This window comes from Mumia sp. Pv4-285 (assembly GCF_041320275.1).
GTDB classification, from domain to species: domain Bacteria; phylum Actinomycetota; class Actinomycetes; order Propionibacteriales; family Nocardioidaceae; genus Mumia; species Mumia qirimensis.
The window spans coordinates 2170477-2185676 of record NZ_CP162023.1 but is presented as its reverse complement, the minus strand read 5'-3'; the positions used below and the strand labels follow the sequence as shown (position 1 = coordinate 2185676).

At 71.5% G+C, this 15200-nt stretch carries 12 protein-coding genes; 2 read left to right on the top strand and 10 right to left on the bottom strand.

What is annotated here, in order from left to right; genetic code table 11:
* Positions 1-80 precede the first annotated feature (80 nt).
* On the top strand, positions 81-3482 hold the full coding sequence (locus tag AB3M34_RS10525; RefSeq protein WP_370619682.1) for a BTAD domain-containing putative transcriptional regulator: 3402 nt from the start codon (positions 81-83) through the stop codon (positions 3480-3482).
* 6 nt (positions 3483-3488) lie between these two features.
* Here AB3M34_RS10525 and AB3M34_RS10520 read toward each other — a convergent pair whose 3' ends face one another.
* The 4 genes from AB3M34_RS10520 to AB3M34_RS10505 all read right to left on the bottom strand — a co-directional run bounded on the left by AB3M34_RS10520 (position 3489) and on the right by AB3M34_RS10505 (position 9075).
* The gene (locus tag AB3M34_RS10520) at positions 3489-5681 is read right to left on the bottom strand and encodes an MMPL family transporter (RefSeq protein ID WP_370619680.1); all 2193 of its coding nucleotides are present in this window, start codon (positions 5679-5681) and stop codon (positions 3489-3491) included.
* A gap of 142 nt (positions 5682-5823) precedes the next feature.
* Positions 5824-7053 carry a sugar ABC transporter permease gene (locus tag AB3M34_RS10515; RefSeq protein WP_370619678.1) on the bottom strand — a complete coding sequence of 410 codons (1230 nt, stop codon included), beginning with the start codon at positions 7051-7053 and terminating at the stop codon, positions 5824-5826.
* A complete protein-coding gene (locus AB3M34_RS10510) occupies positions 7050-7934 on the bottom strand; it encodes an ATP-binding cassette domain-containing protein (protein WP_370619677.1) in 885 nt (294 codons plus the stop codon). The genes AB3M34_RS10515 and AB3M34_RS10510 overlap by 4 nt, the downstream gene beginning before the upstream one ends.
* Before the next feature lie 82 nt (positions 7935-8016).
* Entirely contained in the window at positions 8017-9075 is a 1059-nt protein-coding gene (locus AB3M34_RS10505) for a substrate-binding domain-containing protein (protein WP_370619675.1), read from the bottom strand.
* 169 nt (positions 9076-9244) lie between these two features.
* Here AB3M34_RS10505 and AB3M34_RS10500 point away from each other — a divergent pair, with 169 nt between their 5' ends.
* Positions 9245-10378: an ROK family protein gene (locus AB3M34_RS10500; protein ID WP_370619673.1), complete on the top strand. Its 1134-nt coding sequence runs from the start codon at positions 9245-9247 to the stop codon at positions 10376-10378.
* A 4-nt stretch (positions 10379-10382) separates the two neighbouring features.
* Here the strand turns inward: AB3M34_RS10500 and AB3M34_RS10495 are convergent, their stop codons facing one another.
* Genes AB3M34_RS10495 through AB3M34_RS10470 form a run of 6 tightly spaced genes read right to left on the bottom strand, consistent with a single transcriptional unit; the run spans position 10383 to position 15104 of the window.
* The gene (locus AB3M34_RS10495) at positions 10383-11072 is read right to left on the bottom strand and encodes a DsbA family protein (protein WP_370619672.1); all 690 of its coding nucleotides are present in this window, start codon (positions 11070-11072) and stop codon (positions 10383-10385) included.
* A 10-nt stretch (positions 11073-11082) separates the two neighbouring features.
* Complete coding sequence (locus AB3M34_RS10490; protein ID WP_370619670.1) at positions 11083-11661, bottom strand: DNA-3-methyladenine glycosylase; 579 nt, start codon at positions 11659-11661, stop codon at positions 11083-11085.
* On the bottom strand, positions 11658-12068 hold the full coding sequence (locus AB3M34_RS10485; protein WP_370619668.1) for a universal stress protein: 411 nt from the start codon (positions 12066-12068) through the stop codon (positions 11658-11660). The genes AB3M34_RS10490 and AB3M34_RS10485 overlap by 4 nt, the downstream gene beginning before the upstream one ends.
* Positions 12065-13582 (bottom strand): tripartite tricarboxylate transporter permease, encoded by a 1518-nt coding sequence (locus AB3M34_RS10480; protein ID WP_370619667.1) that lies wholly within the window; start codon positions 13580-13582, stop codon positions 12065-12067. Before AB3M34_RS10480 ends, AB3M34_RS10485 begins: the two co-directional genes overlap by 4 nt.
* Positions 13582-14097, bottom strand: a complete 516-nt coding sequence (locus AB3M34_RS10475) for a tripartite tricarboxylate transporter TctB family protein (RefSeq protein WP_370619665.1) — start codon at positions 14095-14097, stop codon at positions 13582-13584. Before AB3M34_RS10475 ends, AB3M34_RS10480 begins: the two co-directional genes overlap by 1 nt.
* The gene (locus AB3M34_RS10470) at positions 14094-15104 is read right to left on the bottom strand and encodes a Bug family tripartite tricarboxylate transporter substrate binding protein (protein ID WP_370619663.1); all 1011 of its coding nucleotides are present in this window, start codon (positions 15102-15104) and stop codon (positions 14094-14096) included. Before AB3M34_RS10470 ends, AB3M34_RS10475 begins: the two co-directional genes overlap by 4 nt.
* Between the last annotated feature and the right edge of the window lie 96 nt (positions 15105-15200).

Genomic DNA, 15200 nt, shown 5'->3' with positions numbered 1-15200 from the left:
GCTCGCGAGCACGGAGGGACCGCCTCTCGGCGCGGTGAAAAGCAACGTCCGGAACCTCCGTCCGACCTATGCTCTGAGCCATGTGGCTCGCAGTCCTCGGCCCGGTCGAGGCGTACCGCGAGCAGGCATCGCCGCCGGTCGCGCTCGGGACGCGCAAGCACCGCGTCCTGCTCGCTGCGCTCGCTCTCGGGGTCGGCAACGTCCAGAGCGTCGACACGTTGATCGACTACCTGTGGGGTGACACCCCACCCGACGGCGCCCTCGGCACCCTCCAGTCGTACGTCTCGGGCCTGCGTCGAGCGCTCGGCACCGCGCTCGGGCCGGGCGAGGCGCTGCCACTGAGGACGACCGGGGGCGGGTACGTCCTCGACGCGAGCAGCGTGACGGTCGACGCGGCCGCGACGATCGCGCTCCTTCAGTCCGCACACCGAGCGCTCGGTCCGCTCGCGCGGGACGCGATCCCTGGGGCGGGCGTGCTCGACGACGAGGTGCTCGAGCAGATCAGGCACGACCTCGAGACGGCGACCGCGACCTGGCGCGGGCGCGCGTACGACGAGCTGGCCGACCATCCTCAGGCGATGGCCGAGCGTGGCCGGCTCGACGAGCTGCGGCTCGTCGGGCTGGAGGACCTCGCGGTCGTCCGGCTCGCCCAGGGTGAGCACGCGACGGTCGCGGCAGAGCTGGAGTCGCTCTCGTCCCAGCACCCGCTCCGCGAACGCCTGTGGACGCTGCGCGCGGTCGCGCTCGCCCGAACCGGCCGACAGGCCGACGCGTTGGACGTCGTCCGGCGACTGACCGAGACGCTCGACGAGGAGCTGGGCCTCCAGCCGACAGCGCTGGTGCGTGACACGCAGACCGCGATCCTGCGCCAGGATCCGCTGGTCGCCTGGGCGGAACAGCGTGTCACCGCCACGGTGGCCGCGGCGGCGCCCCCGTCGGCGACGCCAACCGCGCCCGAGCCCGCCGATCCACCGCTCCCCCGGTCGGAGCACCGGCTTCCGACGCTCCCTCCTTGGCCGATGGTGGGCCGCGACGACGAGCTCGACGAGCTGCTCGACAGGCTGGACGTGGCCGACGCCGGCGAGCCGCAGTTCGCGTCCGTCGTGGGCGAGCCCGGGATCGGCAAGTCGCGGCTCGTCGCCGAGCTGATGGCCCGGGCTCGGGCGCGCGGGGCGCACGTTCTCGTCGGCCGGTGCTCCTCCGACCGCGGCGCGCCGCCGCTGTGGCCGTGGGAGTCGGTGCTGACCGGCATCGGCAGCGTCGTGAGGGAAGCCGGCCCGGACGCCGCGGATCCCGACGGAGGCCGTTTCGCGGCCTGGGACCACATCTGCCGGCAGCTGCTCTCGGCCGCCGCCGACCAGACGGTCGTGGTCGCGCTGGACGACCTCCAGTGGGCCGACCCGTCATCGCTGCGCGTCCTCCGGCACCTGTGCACGATCGCCGACCGGGCGCGGCTCCTCGTCCTCGTCACCATGCGAGCGCACCCCGAGCCGACCGGCCAGCTCGCGGAGACCATGGAGACCCTCGCGCGACGCCACGCGGCGACCGTACGGCTCCAGGGCCTGACCGTCGCCGACACCGCGCGGGTGCTGGAAGCGATGGCGGACCACCCGGTCGCGGAAGCCACGGCCGCCACCATGCGTGACCGCACCGAGGGCAACCCGTTCTTCGTGGTCGAGTACGCGCGACTGCTCGGAGACGAGGGCAGCCTCGACGCCGAGCCGCCGACCGCCGTGACCGACGTCGTACGCCGCCGGCTCAGCGCCGTTCCCGAGCCGACCCTCGACGTCCTCCGGCACGCCGCCGTCGTCGGTCGCCGCTTCGACCTGGCGACCGTGATGGCGAGCACCGGACTGACCGATCTCGACGTCCTCGACCACCTCGAGCCGGCCACCGCGGCGGGGATGCTGCGCGACGAGGGCGACGACCGCTTCCGGTTCTCCCACGCGCTCGTGCGCGACGCCGTCTACGCGTCCTTGTCGCCGTCGCGTCGCCAGCGCGTGCATGCGCGGATCGCCGGGACGCTCGCGGACGGTCGCCACGCGTCCGCGCGGGTGGCCGAGATCGCACGGCACTGGGCCGAGGCGGGCGCCGACCACGCGGCACAGGCCTGGACCTCGGCGTACCGGGCGGCGCTCGCGGCGCAGCAGCGGCACGGCTACGACGAGGCGGCGGACCTGCTCCATCTCGCGCTGACCCGGATCGACATGGATCCCGACGCGTCCCCGGGCGACCGGTACGAGCTGCTCCTCGCACTCGCCGACGCCGCACGGTGGGCGGCCCGGTGGGACGAGCTCACCGACGCCGTCGAGGAGGCGATCGGGGTCGCCGACGCGCTGGGCGACACCGCCCTGCTCGCCCGGGCGGCGGTCGCGACGACGCGGGGTGCGCTGTGGCAGACACGGTCGTTCGGCGAGACCAGCGACACGATCGTCGGCGCCCAGCGCCGCGCGCTCGAGGCGCTCCCGGTCGAGGACTCACCGGTCCGGTGCACGCTGCTGATCAGCCTCGCGAACGAGCTGTACTACACGGCCAGCGAGGAGGAGTGCCAGCAGCTGGTCACGGACGGGCTCGACATGGCGCGGCGCCTGGGTGACGACGCCCTCCTGATGGACATGTGCACGGCGGCGTTCATCGCGATCTGGCACCCGTGGACGGCACGCCAGCGGCTGACGCTCGCCGACGAGGCACTCTCGCTCGCCGGACGGGTCGGAGACCGCCGGGTCGAGGCGATCGCCCTCGCCCAGCGGGCCACCGCTCGCAGCGACCTCGGTCTCGTCGCCGAGATGGAGCAGGACCTCGAGCGAGGACGCCGGATCGCGCGCGAGCTCCAACTGCCGTACACGCTGTGGTTCCTCGACTGCATGCGCATCCCGTGGCTCGCGATGCGCGGCGACCTCGACGCCGCCCGTGACTCCCTCGACGAGCTGCTGCGGGTGGTCGACACGATCGCCGTCCCGCACAAGTACGACGCGCTCAGCGGTCTCATGCTCGTGCTGGCGATCTGGCGCGGCGCGGACCAGGACGACGACGGCGACCGCGCCGACAGCGCGCTCGACGCGCTCGTGCGGACGGCCGTCGTCCCGATCCACATGGCGGCGACCGGGTTCCTCGTCCGCCGCGGCAGGATCGACGAGGCGCGCGCGCTGTACCAGCGGACCTCGCCGACGATCGACGACGACAGCTGGATCGCGCCCATGATCTGGGGTTTCGGCGCCGAGGTCGCGCTCGCGCTCGACCTGCCCGACGTCGCCGCGACGTCCTACACCCGGCTCGCGCCGCTGGCCGGGGGCGTGCTCAGTGCGGGATCGACGATGGCGCTCGGACCCGTGGACGCCTATCTGGCCCTCGCCTCCGCTGCGACGGGAGACCTCGAGCGCGCCGCGCACCACGCCGACGACGCTCTCGCCCTGATCGAGGCATGGAACATCCCGCTGGTGGAGGGATGGTTCCTCCACCAGCGGGACGCGTACGGGTTCTGACGCAGGTCAGCCGCGTACGGGCTGGCCCTCGCCGAGCTCGTCGACCTCGCTCGCCTCGTCCGGCTCGTCCTGCTGATCGGCCTGGCCGGACGACGGCTCGGCGACCGGCACGTCGGCCGGCTCCATCCGGACGTGCGGCAGCATGCGGTCCAACCACGCCGGCAGCCACCAGTTCCAGCGGCCCAGCATCGTCATCGTCGCCGGCACGAGGACGAGGCGCACGAGCGTGGCGTCGAGCGCGACGGCGGCCGCCATCGCGACACCCAGCATCTTCACGGTCACCGCCGACTCGGTCGCGAACCCGATGAACACCGCGACCATGATCGCCGCAGCGCTCGAGATGACGCGCGCGCTGCTCGCGAGACCCGCCACGACGGATCCTCGGGCGTCACCGGTACGCAGCCAGCTCTCGCGGATCCGCGACAGGAGGAACACCTCGTAGTCCATCGAGAGCCCGAACAGGATCGCGAACGTGAGGATCGGCACCCAGCTCGACACGGGCACGGTGTGGTCCATCCCGAGCAGGGACAGCCCCCAGCCGTGCTGGAAGACGAGCGTCACCACGCCGTACGCGGCGCCGATCGACAGCAGGTTCATCGCGGCGGCCTTCAGCGGGACGACGACCGACCGGAACATCACCGCGAGCAGGATCATCGAAAGCAGCACCACGAACCCGACCACGACCCAGATCCGCTCGGAGAGCATCACCGAGATGTCCGTGAGGATCGCCGTCGTCCCCGTCAGTGCCACACCGGCGGGCAGGACGTCCGCACGCATCGACGTGATGAGGTCGGTCGTGCGCTCGTCCTGGGGACCGAACGCCGGCTGTGCGTCGAACACCGCGATCGCTCCGTCCGCGGAGGTCACCGGCTCCCCCACCGCGACGATCCGTGGGTCGTCGGCGAGCGTCGCCCGCAGCTGGTCGAGGTCTCTGTCGTCCACGGTGTCCAGATCGGCGACGAAGGTCAACGGGCCGTTCGCCCCCGGACCGAACTCGTCAGCCACCACGTCGTACGACTGACGCGTCGTGAAGCTCGTCGGCTCGGCGCTGGCGTCCTGCGGGAACGTCCGCATCCCGAGCGCGGGAGCAGCGAGCGCGACCATGACCACGAGCGCCGCCAGCGCCCACGGCAGGGGCCGGGCGCCGACACGTGCGGCCCACCGGGCGGTCAAGGTCGTACGGTCCGGGTCGCTGACCGCGCCCCGGCGGGCCTTGCGCGACACCAGGCGGTGGCCCGCGAGCCCGCACAGCGCCGGCACGAGCGTGAGGGCAGCCGCCATCACCGCAAGAACCGTGATGCCGGTCGCCATGCCGAACGCCGAGTACGTCGGCAGTCCGGCAAGTCCGAGCCCCATCAGCGAGACGAGGACCGTCAGCCCCGCGAAGAGCACGGCTCGGCCCGCCGTCGCGGTGGCATGCCCGGCGGCAGCGGCCCGGCCGTGCCCCGCCCGCAGGAACTCCACGAACCGGGTCACGAGCAGGAGCGCGTAGTCGATGCCGACACCGAGGCCGACCATCGTGGCGACGGTCGGAGCGTCGTTGCTGACGTTCGTGGTCGCGGCGAGCAGGGTGACGCCGGCCGACCCGAGCGCCAGACCGAAGAGCGCGACGGCGATCGGGAGCCCCGCGGCCACCACCGAGCCGAAGGTCAGCACCAGCAGCACGAGAGCGACGCCGACCCCGATCAGCTCACCGCGCCCGTTCATCTCCATCGCCGTCCCGGGGACCTCTCCCCCGAAGTCGACCTTCACGTCCCCCAGCGCCGCCTCGTCGACGGCGTCCTCGAGCGGCGCCAGCTCTCCCATCACGTCGGCGTGGGTGACAGGAACGTCGTACCGGACCGACATCAAGGCGGTGTCGCCGTCCTCAGACAGCCGCGGTGCGGAGACGCCGATCACGTGCGGGACGTCGCCGACCCGCTCGGCGAGGCGATCCAGGTCGCTGGCGGGGATCCGGTCGCCCTCGGCGTCGTGGACGCTGATCAGTGCGTTCGCACCACCGGCGTCGGGCATGTGGGCGCGCAGCTGGTCGAGGCCGGTCTGGCCCTCGGCTCCGGGTACGTCCCAGTCGTCCTGGAAGGTGCCGCCGACGCTCGCGGCGAGGGCGAGGACACCGACGAGGACGACGACCCAGGCGCAGATCGTGCGCCACGGGTGAGCCGCGGTCGTGTGGCCGAGGCGGTAAAGCAGGCTGGACATCTGTGCTCCTCAATCGTCTGTCTGACGGAGAGGAGCCTCGCGGTGACCACTTGGGGAACGCTTGGGAACGGCTTGGGGCGCCTCCGGACGAGGTCCGGAGGCGCCCCGAGCGCTGTGCTGCTGGTCGTGCGCCGTACGGCAGCTAGGCGGTGCCGCTGCTCCGCCGCGCCCGGCGCGACAGCGAGTCGATCGTCACGGCGAGCAGCAGGACCGCACCGGTGACGATGTAGCGGACCTCGGCCTCGACACCGATCAGGTTCAGGCCGCTCGTGATCGACTGGAGCACGAGCATGCCGAACAGCGCCGCGTACGCCGAGCCGCGCCCACCGAACAGGCTCGTCCCGCCGATGACCGCGGCCGCGATCGCCATCAGGTTGGTGTCGGTGCCGCCGCTGGACTGCGCGACCGACTGCAGACGGCCGGCGGCGAGGATGCCGCCGAGCACCGCGAAGGTCGAGCATGCCGCGAACACGGTGATGTAGACCTTGTTCACCGCGACGCCTGCGCGACGCGAGGCCTCCTCGTTGCCGCCGACCGCGAAGACCGAGCGTCCGAAGCGCGTCTTGCGCAGGATCAGGTCGACCGCCACGATCATCGCCACCCAGAACAGCGGCATGTAGCCGACGCCACGGTCCTGGTTGAGGTACCACGCGCCGAACAGCAGCGCGGCGACCATGAGCGCCGTACGGATCAAGGCGCCCTGGAAGGACGGCGCCGACAGGTTCGCCGCACGACGTCGCTGGATCGTGCGCAGCCGCGTCACGAGGTAGACGGCACCGATCGCGACCGCCAGCACGTACGACGCCAGCGGAGACAGGAACTTGAAGTTCGCGAACTCGATGAGCCACGAGTCGACCGGCAGGTTCACCGTGCCGCGGCTGCCGAGCACCCACAGCTGGACGCCGAGGAACGCGAGCAGGCCGGCCAGGGTGATGACGAAGCTGGGCACCCCGAACTGCGTGAACAGCAGCCCGTAGAACAAGCCGATCGCCACGCCGACCGCCAGCGCCATCAGGATGGCCGCGAGCAGCGGCCACCCTTGGTAGACCAGCAGGACGGCCATGACGGAGCCGCCCACACCGCTCACCGAGCCGACGGACAGGTCGATCTCGCCGAGGAGCAGCACGAGGACGATGCCGAGCGAGATCATCCCGATGGTCGCCGAGTCGAGGCTCAGGTTGACGAGGTTGCGCGACGACAGGAAGCGGTCGTTCTGGAAGAAGAAGACCAGCCAGATCGCGACGAGGCCGATGATGACCGGGGCCATGCCGAGGTCGCCGGACCGGATCCGTCGTCCGAACGCGCCCAGCGCGGCGCGTGGCGTCCCCGCCTCGACGAGACGCTCGTCGCTCTGGTCGTACGCGGTGCTCATGCGTTGCGCTCCTCGTCCGAGTCGGGAGTCGTGCCGGTGCCGGGAGCGTGGTGGCCGTCCGGCAGCACGGCGTCGGGATCGATGTCTTCGGGAGCGATCGACGCTCCCGACTGGTCGCGCGCCGCACGCTCGGCGACCACGTTGTCGGACGCCCCCGTGATCGCGGCCACGAGCTGAACCGTGGTGACCTCGCCGATCGCGAACTCCGCGCCGTTGCGCCCGAGGCGCAGCACGTAGATCCGGTCGGCGACGGCCTGCACGTCGGCCATGTTGTGGCTGATGAGCACGACGCCGAGACCGCGGCTGCGGAGCCGCTCGACGAGGTTCAGGACCTCGGCGGTCTGCGCGACACCGAGGGCCGCGGTCGGCTCGTCGAGCATGACCACCTTGGGCTCGCCGACGAGGCTGCGGGCGATCGCGACGGTCTGCCGCTGTCCGCCGGACAGCGAGGCGATCGGGATGCGGACGGACGGGATCTTGGCGGAGAGCTGACGGAGCAGCTCCCACGAGTGGCGCTCCATCTCGACCTCGTCGAGGACACCCGCGGAGGTGCGCTCGTGACCGAGGAACAGGTTGGCGACCACGTCCAGGTTGTCGCACAGGGCGAGGTCCTGGAAGACCGTCGCGATGCCGAGCTCCTGCGAAGCCTTGGGACCGGGGATCGAGACCTTCTTGCCGTCGAAGACGATGTCGCCGCCGTCGGGCTGGTAGACGCCGGACATGATCTTGACGAGGGTCGACTTGCCGGCGCCGTTGTCGCCGACGAGGGCGACCACTTCACCGGGGTGCACGTCGATGGAGACGTCACTGAGGGCTTGCACGGCGCCGAAGCGCTTGTCGATGCCGCGCAGCGAGAGGATCGGCTGGCTGCCGTCGTTCATGGTGTCCTTCGCTGGTCGTGGGGACGGGAACGGTCCGGGCGGTCACGACGACGCGTGACCACCCGGACCCGGGGACTGCGGATCAGCTGAGGCCTGCGGCTGCACAGGCGTCCGCGTACTCCGGCGTGCAGATGTCCTCCACCGAGTAGAACCCATCAGCCACGACGGAGTCCTTGATGTTGTCTGTCGTGACGACGACCGGGTCGAAGATGAACGACTTGACGCCCTGGAAGTCGGTCGTGTCGCCCACGTCGTCGCCGTTGACGATGGCGACCGCGACCTCGGCGGCCTTCTCGGCCTCGGTCTTGATCGACTTGTAGATCGTCATGAACTGGTCGCCGGTGACGATCCGCTGGATCGCAGCGAGCTCGGCGTCCTGACCGGTGACCGGCGGGAACTTCGTCATGCCGTCGGCACGGAGGGCGGCGATCACGCCGCCTGCCTGGCCGTCGTTGGCGGCGTAGACGCCGGCGAGCGAGGCGCCGTCGACGTTGTTGAGCTGCGACGTGACGAACTTCTGCGCGTTGTCGGGGCTCCAGTCCGGGTTGTCGAACTCGGCCACGACGTTGAGGCCGCTGGCGTCGATCGCCTTGTGCGCACCCGCCTTGAACTGGGCCGCGTTCGGATCGGTCGGCGCGCCGTTGAGCATGAGGATGTCGCCGGTGCCGCCGGTGGCGTCCACCAGGGCCTGGCCCTGGAGCTCGCCGACACGCTCGTTGTCGAACGACATGTAGTAGTCGGCGCCCTCGATGAAGCGGTCGTAGGCGATGACCGGGACCTCGGAGGACTGGGCCGACTTCACGATGCCGACAGCGGCCTCGCTGTCGACCGGGTCGAGCACCAGGACAGCCGCACCGTCGGTGATCGCCGACTCTGCCTGCTGCTGCTGCTTGGAGGCGTCCTGGTCGGCGTTGAGGTACTTGACCTCGCAGTCGTCACAGAGCTCCTGGACCTTCGCCTCGAAGAGCGGCTTGTCGAACGCCTCGTAGCGGGTGGTCTTGGTCTCGGGGAGCAGCAGCGCGATCGTCTTGCTGTCGCTGCCACCGTCGCCTCCGTCGTCGTCGCCTCCACAGGCGCCCAGTGCGGCCGCGAGCACCACGACCGACGCCGCCCCTACAGCGGTGCGGGCAAACTTCTTCACGTTTCCTCCCCAGGAAGATGTGACGCAGGAAACTCCGCGTCTGTCGCCCACAGTCTTGGCATCTTCGGAGAAATCGTCAAGTTGTGAACATAAGAGCGTTGCAAAACCGAAACATTCGCGTGAAACCTTCACCCCTTGACGATTTGTCGAATCCGACTAGGTTGAGGCAATGCGACCCACCGGATCGACGTCAGCGCTGCGCTCAGCGAACCTGGCGCGCGTCGTGTCGGTGCTGCGCACGGACAGCGAGCTGAGCCAGGCGGAGATCGCCCGACGGACCGAGCTCGCGCCCGCCACGGTGTCCAACATCGTCCGGCAGCTCGTCGCCACAGGCCTGGTCGAGACGGCCGGCAGCGGCGGGCGCGCGGGCCTCACGGTGAGCATCGCGCGCGGTGCCGGGCTGGTCGCCGGCATCGACTTCGGCCACTCCCACCTCGAGGTCGCGCTCGGAGACCTCGCCGCCCGTCCCCTGATCACGACGCGACGCCAGCTCGACAACGACCACGCGTACGGCGACGGGCTCGCGCTCGCCGACGAGCTCCTCGACTCGCTGCTCGCCGAGCTCGGTGAGCACCGCTCGAACGTCCACGCCGCCGGGCTCGGCCTGCCGGCTCCCATCACCAAGGACGGCCGGATCACCGCCGGCTCGATCCTCCCGGGCTGGGTCGGAGTCGCCGCGCCGGACGTCGCGTCGAAGGCGCTCGACCTGCCCACGCTGGTGGACAACGACGCCAACCTGGGGGCGCTCGCCGAGCACAGCGACCACCCGGAGGTCAGCACCCTCGCCTACCTCAAGGTGTCGTCGGGCATCGGCTGCGGTCTCGTGCTCGACGGCAACCTCTACCGGGGCGGCCTCGGCACCGCCGGCGAGCTCGGCCACATCACGCTCGACGAGACCGGCCCCCTCTGTCGGTGCGGGAGTCGCGGTTGCCTCGAGGCGTACGCCGGTGGCACGGGCCTCGTCGACCAGCTCCACAGCCGCATCCCCGGCCTGGCCGTGCACGACCTCGTCGACCTCGCCGACTCCGGGGACGCCGGAGCCCGGCGCCTGCTGGAGGATGCCGGCCGCGCCCTCGGCCAGGGCTCGGCGATCCTCGCCAACCTCCTCAGCCCCGAGCTGATCGTCGTCGGGGGTGATCTCGCGTGCAGCATCGTCGTCGACGGGATCCGCGACGGCCTCCGTCGCCATGCCGTGGACGGGCTCGGCGGCGAGATCTCGGTTCGGGTGTCCGAACGCGGTGACCAGGCGTCGGTCGTCGGTGCGCTCGTGACGGCGCTCGACGCCGTGGCGCTCCCGCTCTGACCTCTCAGACGGTCGCCGCGCCGAACATCGCCCTCAGCTCAGCCGTGGTCGGGATCTGATCGAGCGGGCGCCCGTCGACGACCACCGCCGGCGTACCCGAGATCTCCTCGACACCGCGCTCGGTCAGCACACGCACGAGCTCCTGATGCTCCTCGTCGCGGATGCACCGCTCGCTCCGGGCGCCGGCGATGTCGGCGGCGAGCGCGACGAGGTCGTCGTCCGAGAGCCCGTCCGGCTGCTGGTTCTCGAGCAGGGCGCCGACGAACGCCTCGTACGCGACCGGGCCTCCCGCGGCCGACACGCACAGCGCTGCGTTGACGCTGCGGGCCGAGGCGCGGTCGGTGCTGCCGGTGTCGAGGAACGAGACCAGCCGGTACTCGAGGGTGATCGCCCCCGAGGCGAGCCGGTCTGCGAGCAGGCGCCCCTGGTCCGCGGCGAACGCGCCGCAGTGGGGGCACAGCGGCTCGACGTACACCGCCACCGCGACCGGGTCGTCCGGGTAGCTGCCGGTCGGATCGAGGTCGTGCGCCGTGACGACGACGCCGCCGTCGTCGGTCAGGGGCAGGCCTGCTGCCTCCGGCCCCCAGGTCTCGCCGCCCGACTCCCCCGCGATCTGTGCGGCGCTGCCGCACGAGACGAGCAGCAGGGACGCGAGCGCGGCGGCGATCCCGCGCAGGGGCCGGGTGCGAGTCATGCGCTCATCCTCACAGAGCGCCTGCGGCACCGGCGCGGGGACTGCGGCGGTAGGCGGAGACGGTGGGGTCTCCGGTCAACCAGAACCGCCAGGGGACGTCCGCCGCCTGCGAGACGCCGACCCGCGGACCGCTGCTGACCTCGGCCGCCGGGACGGCGGCGCGCCGCAGCACGACCTCCGGCCCGCCGAGCGCGACGCCGTTGTGCGACAGCGTGAGGCCGAGGGCCTGGGTCAGGTTCGCCGGTCCACGAGCCAGCCGGACGTCGGTCACGCCCGGCCCACGGCGTACGCGTGCCGTCTCGACGCCGCGGACGACCTCCCCGGCGCGGAGGAGCACGGCCGAGGCGTCGCCGTCGCTCCCGACGACCACGTTGGCGCAGTGGTGCATCCCGTACGACAGGTAGACGTACAGCACGTCCGGCGGCCCGAACATGATCGCGCTGCGCGGTGTCGGCCCCCGGAAGGCGTGCGACGCCGGGTCGGCGGTGCCGCCGTACGCCTCGACCTCCGTGATCCGGACGGTCACGCCGGCATGGCTCAGCGTCGCGTCCAGCAGCGCCCGTGCCTCGGTCTCCAGATCGCTCGTCACACCGCCGAGTCTGCACGCCCGTCGTGCTTGACGGCGAGGACGGGTACCGGGGAGTCGAGCAGAAGGCGTTGGGCGACGCTCCCGGTGATCGCCTTGCCGACCGGCGAGCGGTGGCGGATCCCGATGACGAGCTCGTCGGCGCCGACCTCCGCGACGACCGCGAGCACGGCGCCCGCGATGTCGGGGTCGATCGGCTGCCGGACGTCGGCGTCGACGCCGAGCCTCGCCAGCTCGTCGCGGAGGTGGTCGGCGGCGCTTCCCGCGGCGAAACGCCGGTCGACGTACGCGTCGCCGCGGGTCGCGTTGACCACGACCAGGTCGCTGCCCCGCAGCGTCGCCTCCGCCACTCCGTAGGAGAGCGCGGCGCGCCCCTGGTCGTCCTCGCTGTACGCCACTACGACGGTCACGGGCGGACCTCCTTCTCCAGGTCGTCGAGCTCCTTGTCCAACCGGTCGTTCCCACCACCGCGCAGCCGGGCGAGCAGCGGGACGACGAGGATGAGCGCGACCACGACGTACGCGACGACCGCGACGGGCTCGGAGAGCAGGGTCGTCCAGTCGCCCTCCGACAGCTGCAGGGCCTGACCGAGCTGGTACTCCAGCTGGGGGCCGAGGATGACGCCGATGATGAGCGGCAGCACCGGCAGCGCGAACCGTCGCATCGCGAGTCCGAGCATCCCGAACGCCAGCAGCACGAGCAGGTCGAACCACTGGAAGTTCACGCTGTACGCACCGAGCGACGCGAAGAACAGGATCCCTGCGTACAGGTACGGCCGCGGTGTGCGCAGCAGCTTGGCCCACACCGGCGCGAGCGGCAGGTTGAGGACCAGCAGCAGCGTGTTGGCGACGAAGAGGCTCGCGAGGAGGCCCCAGACGAGCTCGGGCTCGTTGTCGAACAGGCCGGGGCCCGGCTGGATCCCGTAGCTCTGCATCGAGGCCAGGATGACGGCCGCGGTCGCCGTCGTCGGCAGCCCCAGCGCCAGCAGCGGCACCATCGTCCCCGCGGCCGAGGCGTTGTTGGCCGCCTCGGGACCCGCTACGCCTTCGATCGCGCCGTGGCCGAACTCCTCCGGGTGCTTCGCGAGCCGGCGCTCGGTGATGTACGAGAGGAACGTCGGCATCTCCGCACCGCCGGCCGGCAGCGCCCCGAAGGGGAACCCGTACGCGGTCCCGCGCAGCCACGGCTTCCACGAGCGCGCCCAGTCGCTGCGTCCCATCCAGGGGCGGCCGACCGGGATGATCTCGAGCGGCCTGCGCCGCAGGTGCGCCGCCACCCACAGCGCCTCGCCGATCGCGAAGATCGCGACCGCGACGACCACGATGTCGATCCCGTCGGCGAGCAGCGGGTTGCCGAAGGTCAGCCGCGGCTGACCCGTCGACGTCCCGACGAGGCCGATCGCCAGACCGAGCGCGAGGGAGATGAAGCCCCGGAGCCTGGAGTCGCCCAGCACCGCGGTGACGGCCACGAGGGCGAGCACCATGATGGCGAAGTACGACGGTGCGCCCAGGTTGACGACCCAACCGGCAACGCTCGGCGCGAGCGCGACCAGGAGGATCGTGCCGATCGTCCCGGCGACGAACGATCCGATCGCGGCGGTCGCCAGCGCCTGCGCAGCACGGCCGGCCTTGGCCATCTTGTTGCCCTCGATCGCGGTGACCACCGAGGAGGACTCACCCGGGGTGTTCAGCAGGATCGAGGTCGTGGACCCGCCGTACATGCCGCCGTAGTAGATGCCGGCGAACATGATGAGGGCGCCGTCGGGGGCGACGTTGTAGGTCACGGGGAGCAGGAGGGCGACGGTCATCGCCGGACCGATACCGGGAAGGACGCCCACCGAGGTCCCGAGCAGCACTCCGATGCAGGCATACAGCAGGTTGACGGGGGTCAGCGCGGTCGCGAACCCGTCGAGGAGCATCTCCATCAGAGCACCCCGTCCAGGATGCCGGCCGGGATGGGGATGCCCAGGCCGACGTAGAAGCCGTACCAGGTGCCGACCGAGAGCACCGCGCCGATCGCGAGGTCGCGCACGTGCGTACGGCTGCCGAGGACCCAGGTGCAGCCGGCGAACAGCAGTGCACCGGTGATCGCCCAGCTCAGCAGGTCGATGAGGGCGATGCTCACGACGAACACCGCCACGAGCTTCGCGACGGTGGCCCAGTCGGCGCCGCCGGTCAGGTCGACGTCCTCACCGGCCTCCGCCTGCGGGCGGTCACCACGTGCGGTGACGACCGCGAGCAGCACCGCGAGGACGATCAGCGCCGACCCGATCACGTACGGGAACACCGCGGGCGACAGCGCCTGGTCGGAGAAGCCCGCGCTGAGGGTCGCGGCGTCGTACAGCACGTAGGCGCCCACCACGACGAGGAACGCCGCGAGGCCGTACTGCGCCCGGTCGACCGCTGCTCCCCCGGACTTCAGCTCCTGTGTCTCGCTCATACCAGCCCCAGCTCCTTCAACGTGTCCTCGACCCGCTCGTCCTGCGAGACGAGGAAGTCCTCGAACTCGGTCCCGGTCTGGAACGCGTCGATCCACCCGTTGCGCTCCAGCTCGTCGCGCCAGGCCTTCGTGTCGTGCATCTCCTCGAGGAGGCGGACGAGGGCGTCGCGCTCCTCGTCGCTGATCCCGGGCGGGGCGAGGATCCCGCGCCAGTTGCTGAACGAGAAGTCGATGCCCGACTCCTTCAGCGTGGGCGCGTCCACGTTCTCCAGCGGCTCCTCGCCCGACACCGCGAGCACCCGTAGGGTGCCCTCCTCGAGCTGGCCCTCGAACTCGCCGAGCCCCGAGGTGCCGACGTCGATCTTGGAGCCGAGCAAGGCGGTCGTCAGCGGGCCACCACCGTCGTACGGCACGTAGTTGACGTCGCGCGCGTCGACCCCGACGGCCTGGGCGAGCTGCATCGGGAAGAGGTGGTCAGGACCGCCCGGTGACGATCCGCCGCCGATCGAGACGCTGCCCGGGTCGGCCTTCCACGCCTCCACGAAGTCGTCGACCGTCTTGAACGGCGAGTCTGCCGGAACCAGCAGGCCCTCGGACTCCTCGACCAGGCGCGCGAGCGGCGTGGCGTTGTCGACGGTCGCGTCGGACCGGTTGGTGTAGACCGCCCCGACCACGCCGAGGCCCATCGTGAGCATCAGGTCGTCGGCCCCCCGCTCGTTGAGCAGCCGCTGCATCGCGACCGTGCCGCTGGCGCCGATCACGTTGGTGATCTCGAAACGGCCGGTGAGGCCCTCCTCCTCCATCACGCGCGCCGCCGCGCGCCCGGTGAGGTCGTACCCGCCGCCCGGGCTGTTCGGGATCATCATGCGGAGCCGGCGGTTGTCCGCGTCGTCGGCGCCACGAGTGACGCCGCAGGCCGAGACGAGCGCGGTCAGCGCCGTCGCGAGCACCACGGCCACCACGGCGCGCACACGGTGCGCGCGGCGTTCTCTCGCGTTGGTGGCCATCGCTCTCTCTCCCTCGGTGCGCGCAGGTCCGCATGCGCGTCACCTGCGAGGATGGTCGGTGGACGTGGTCCACGTCACCCTTGCGGAACCAAAGGA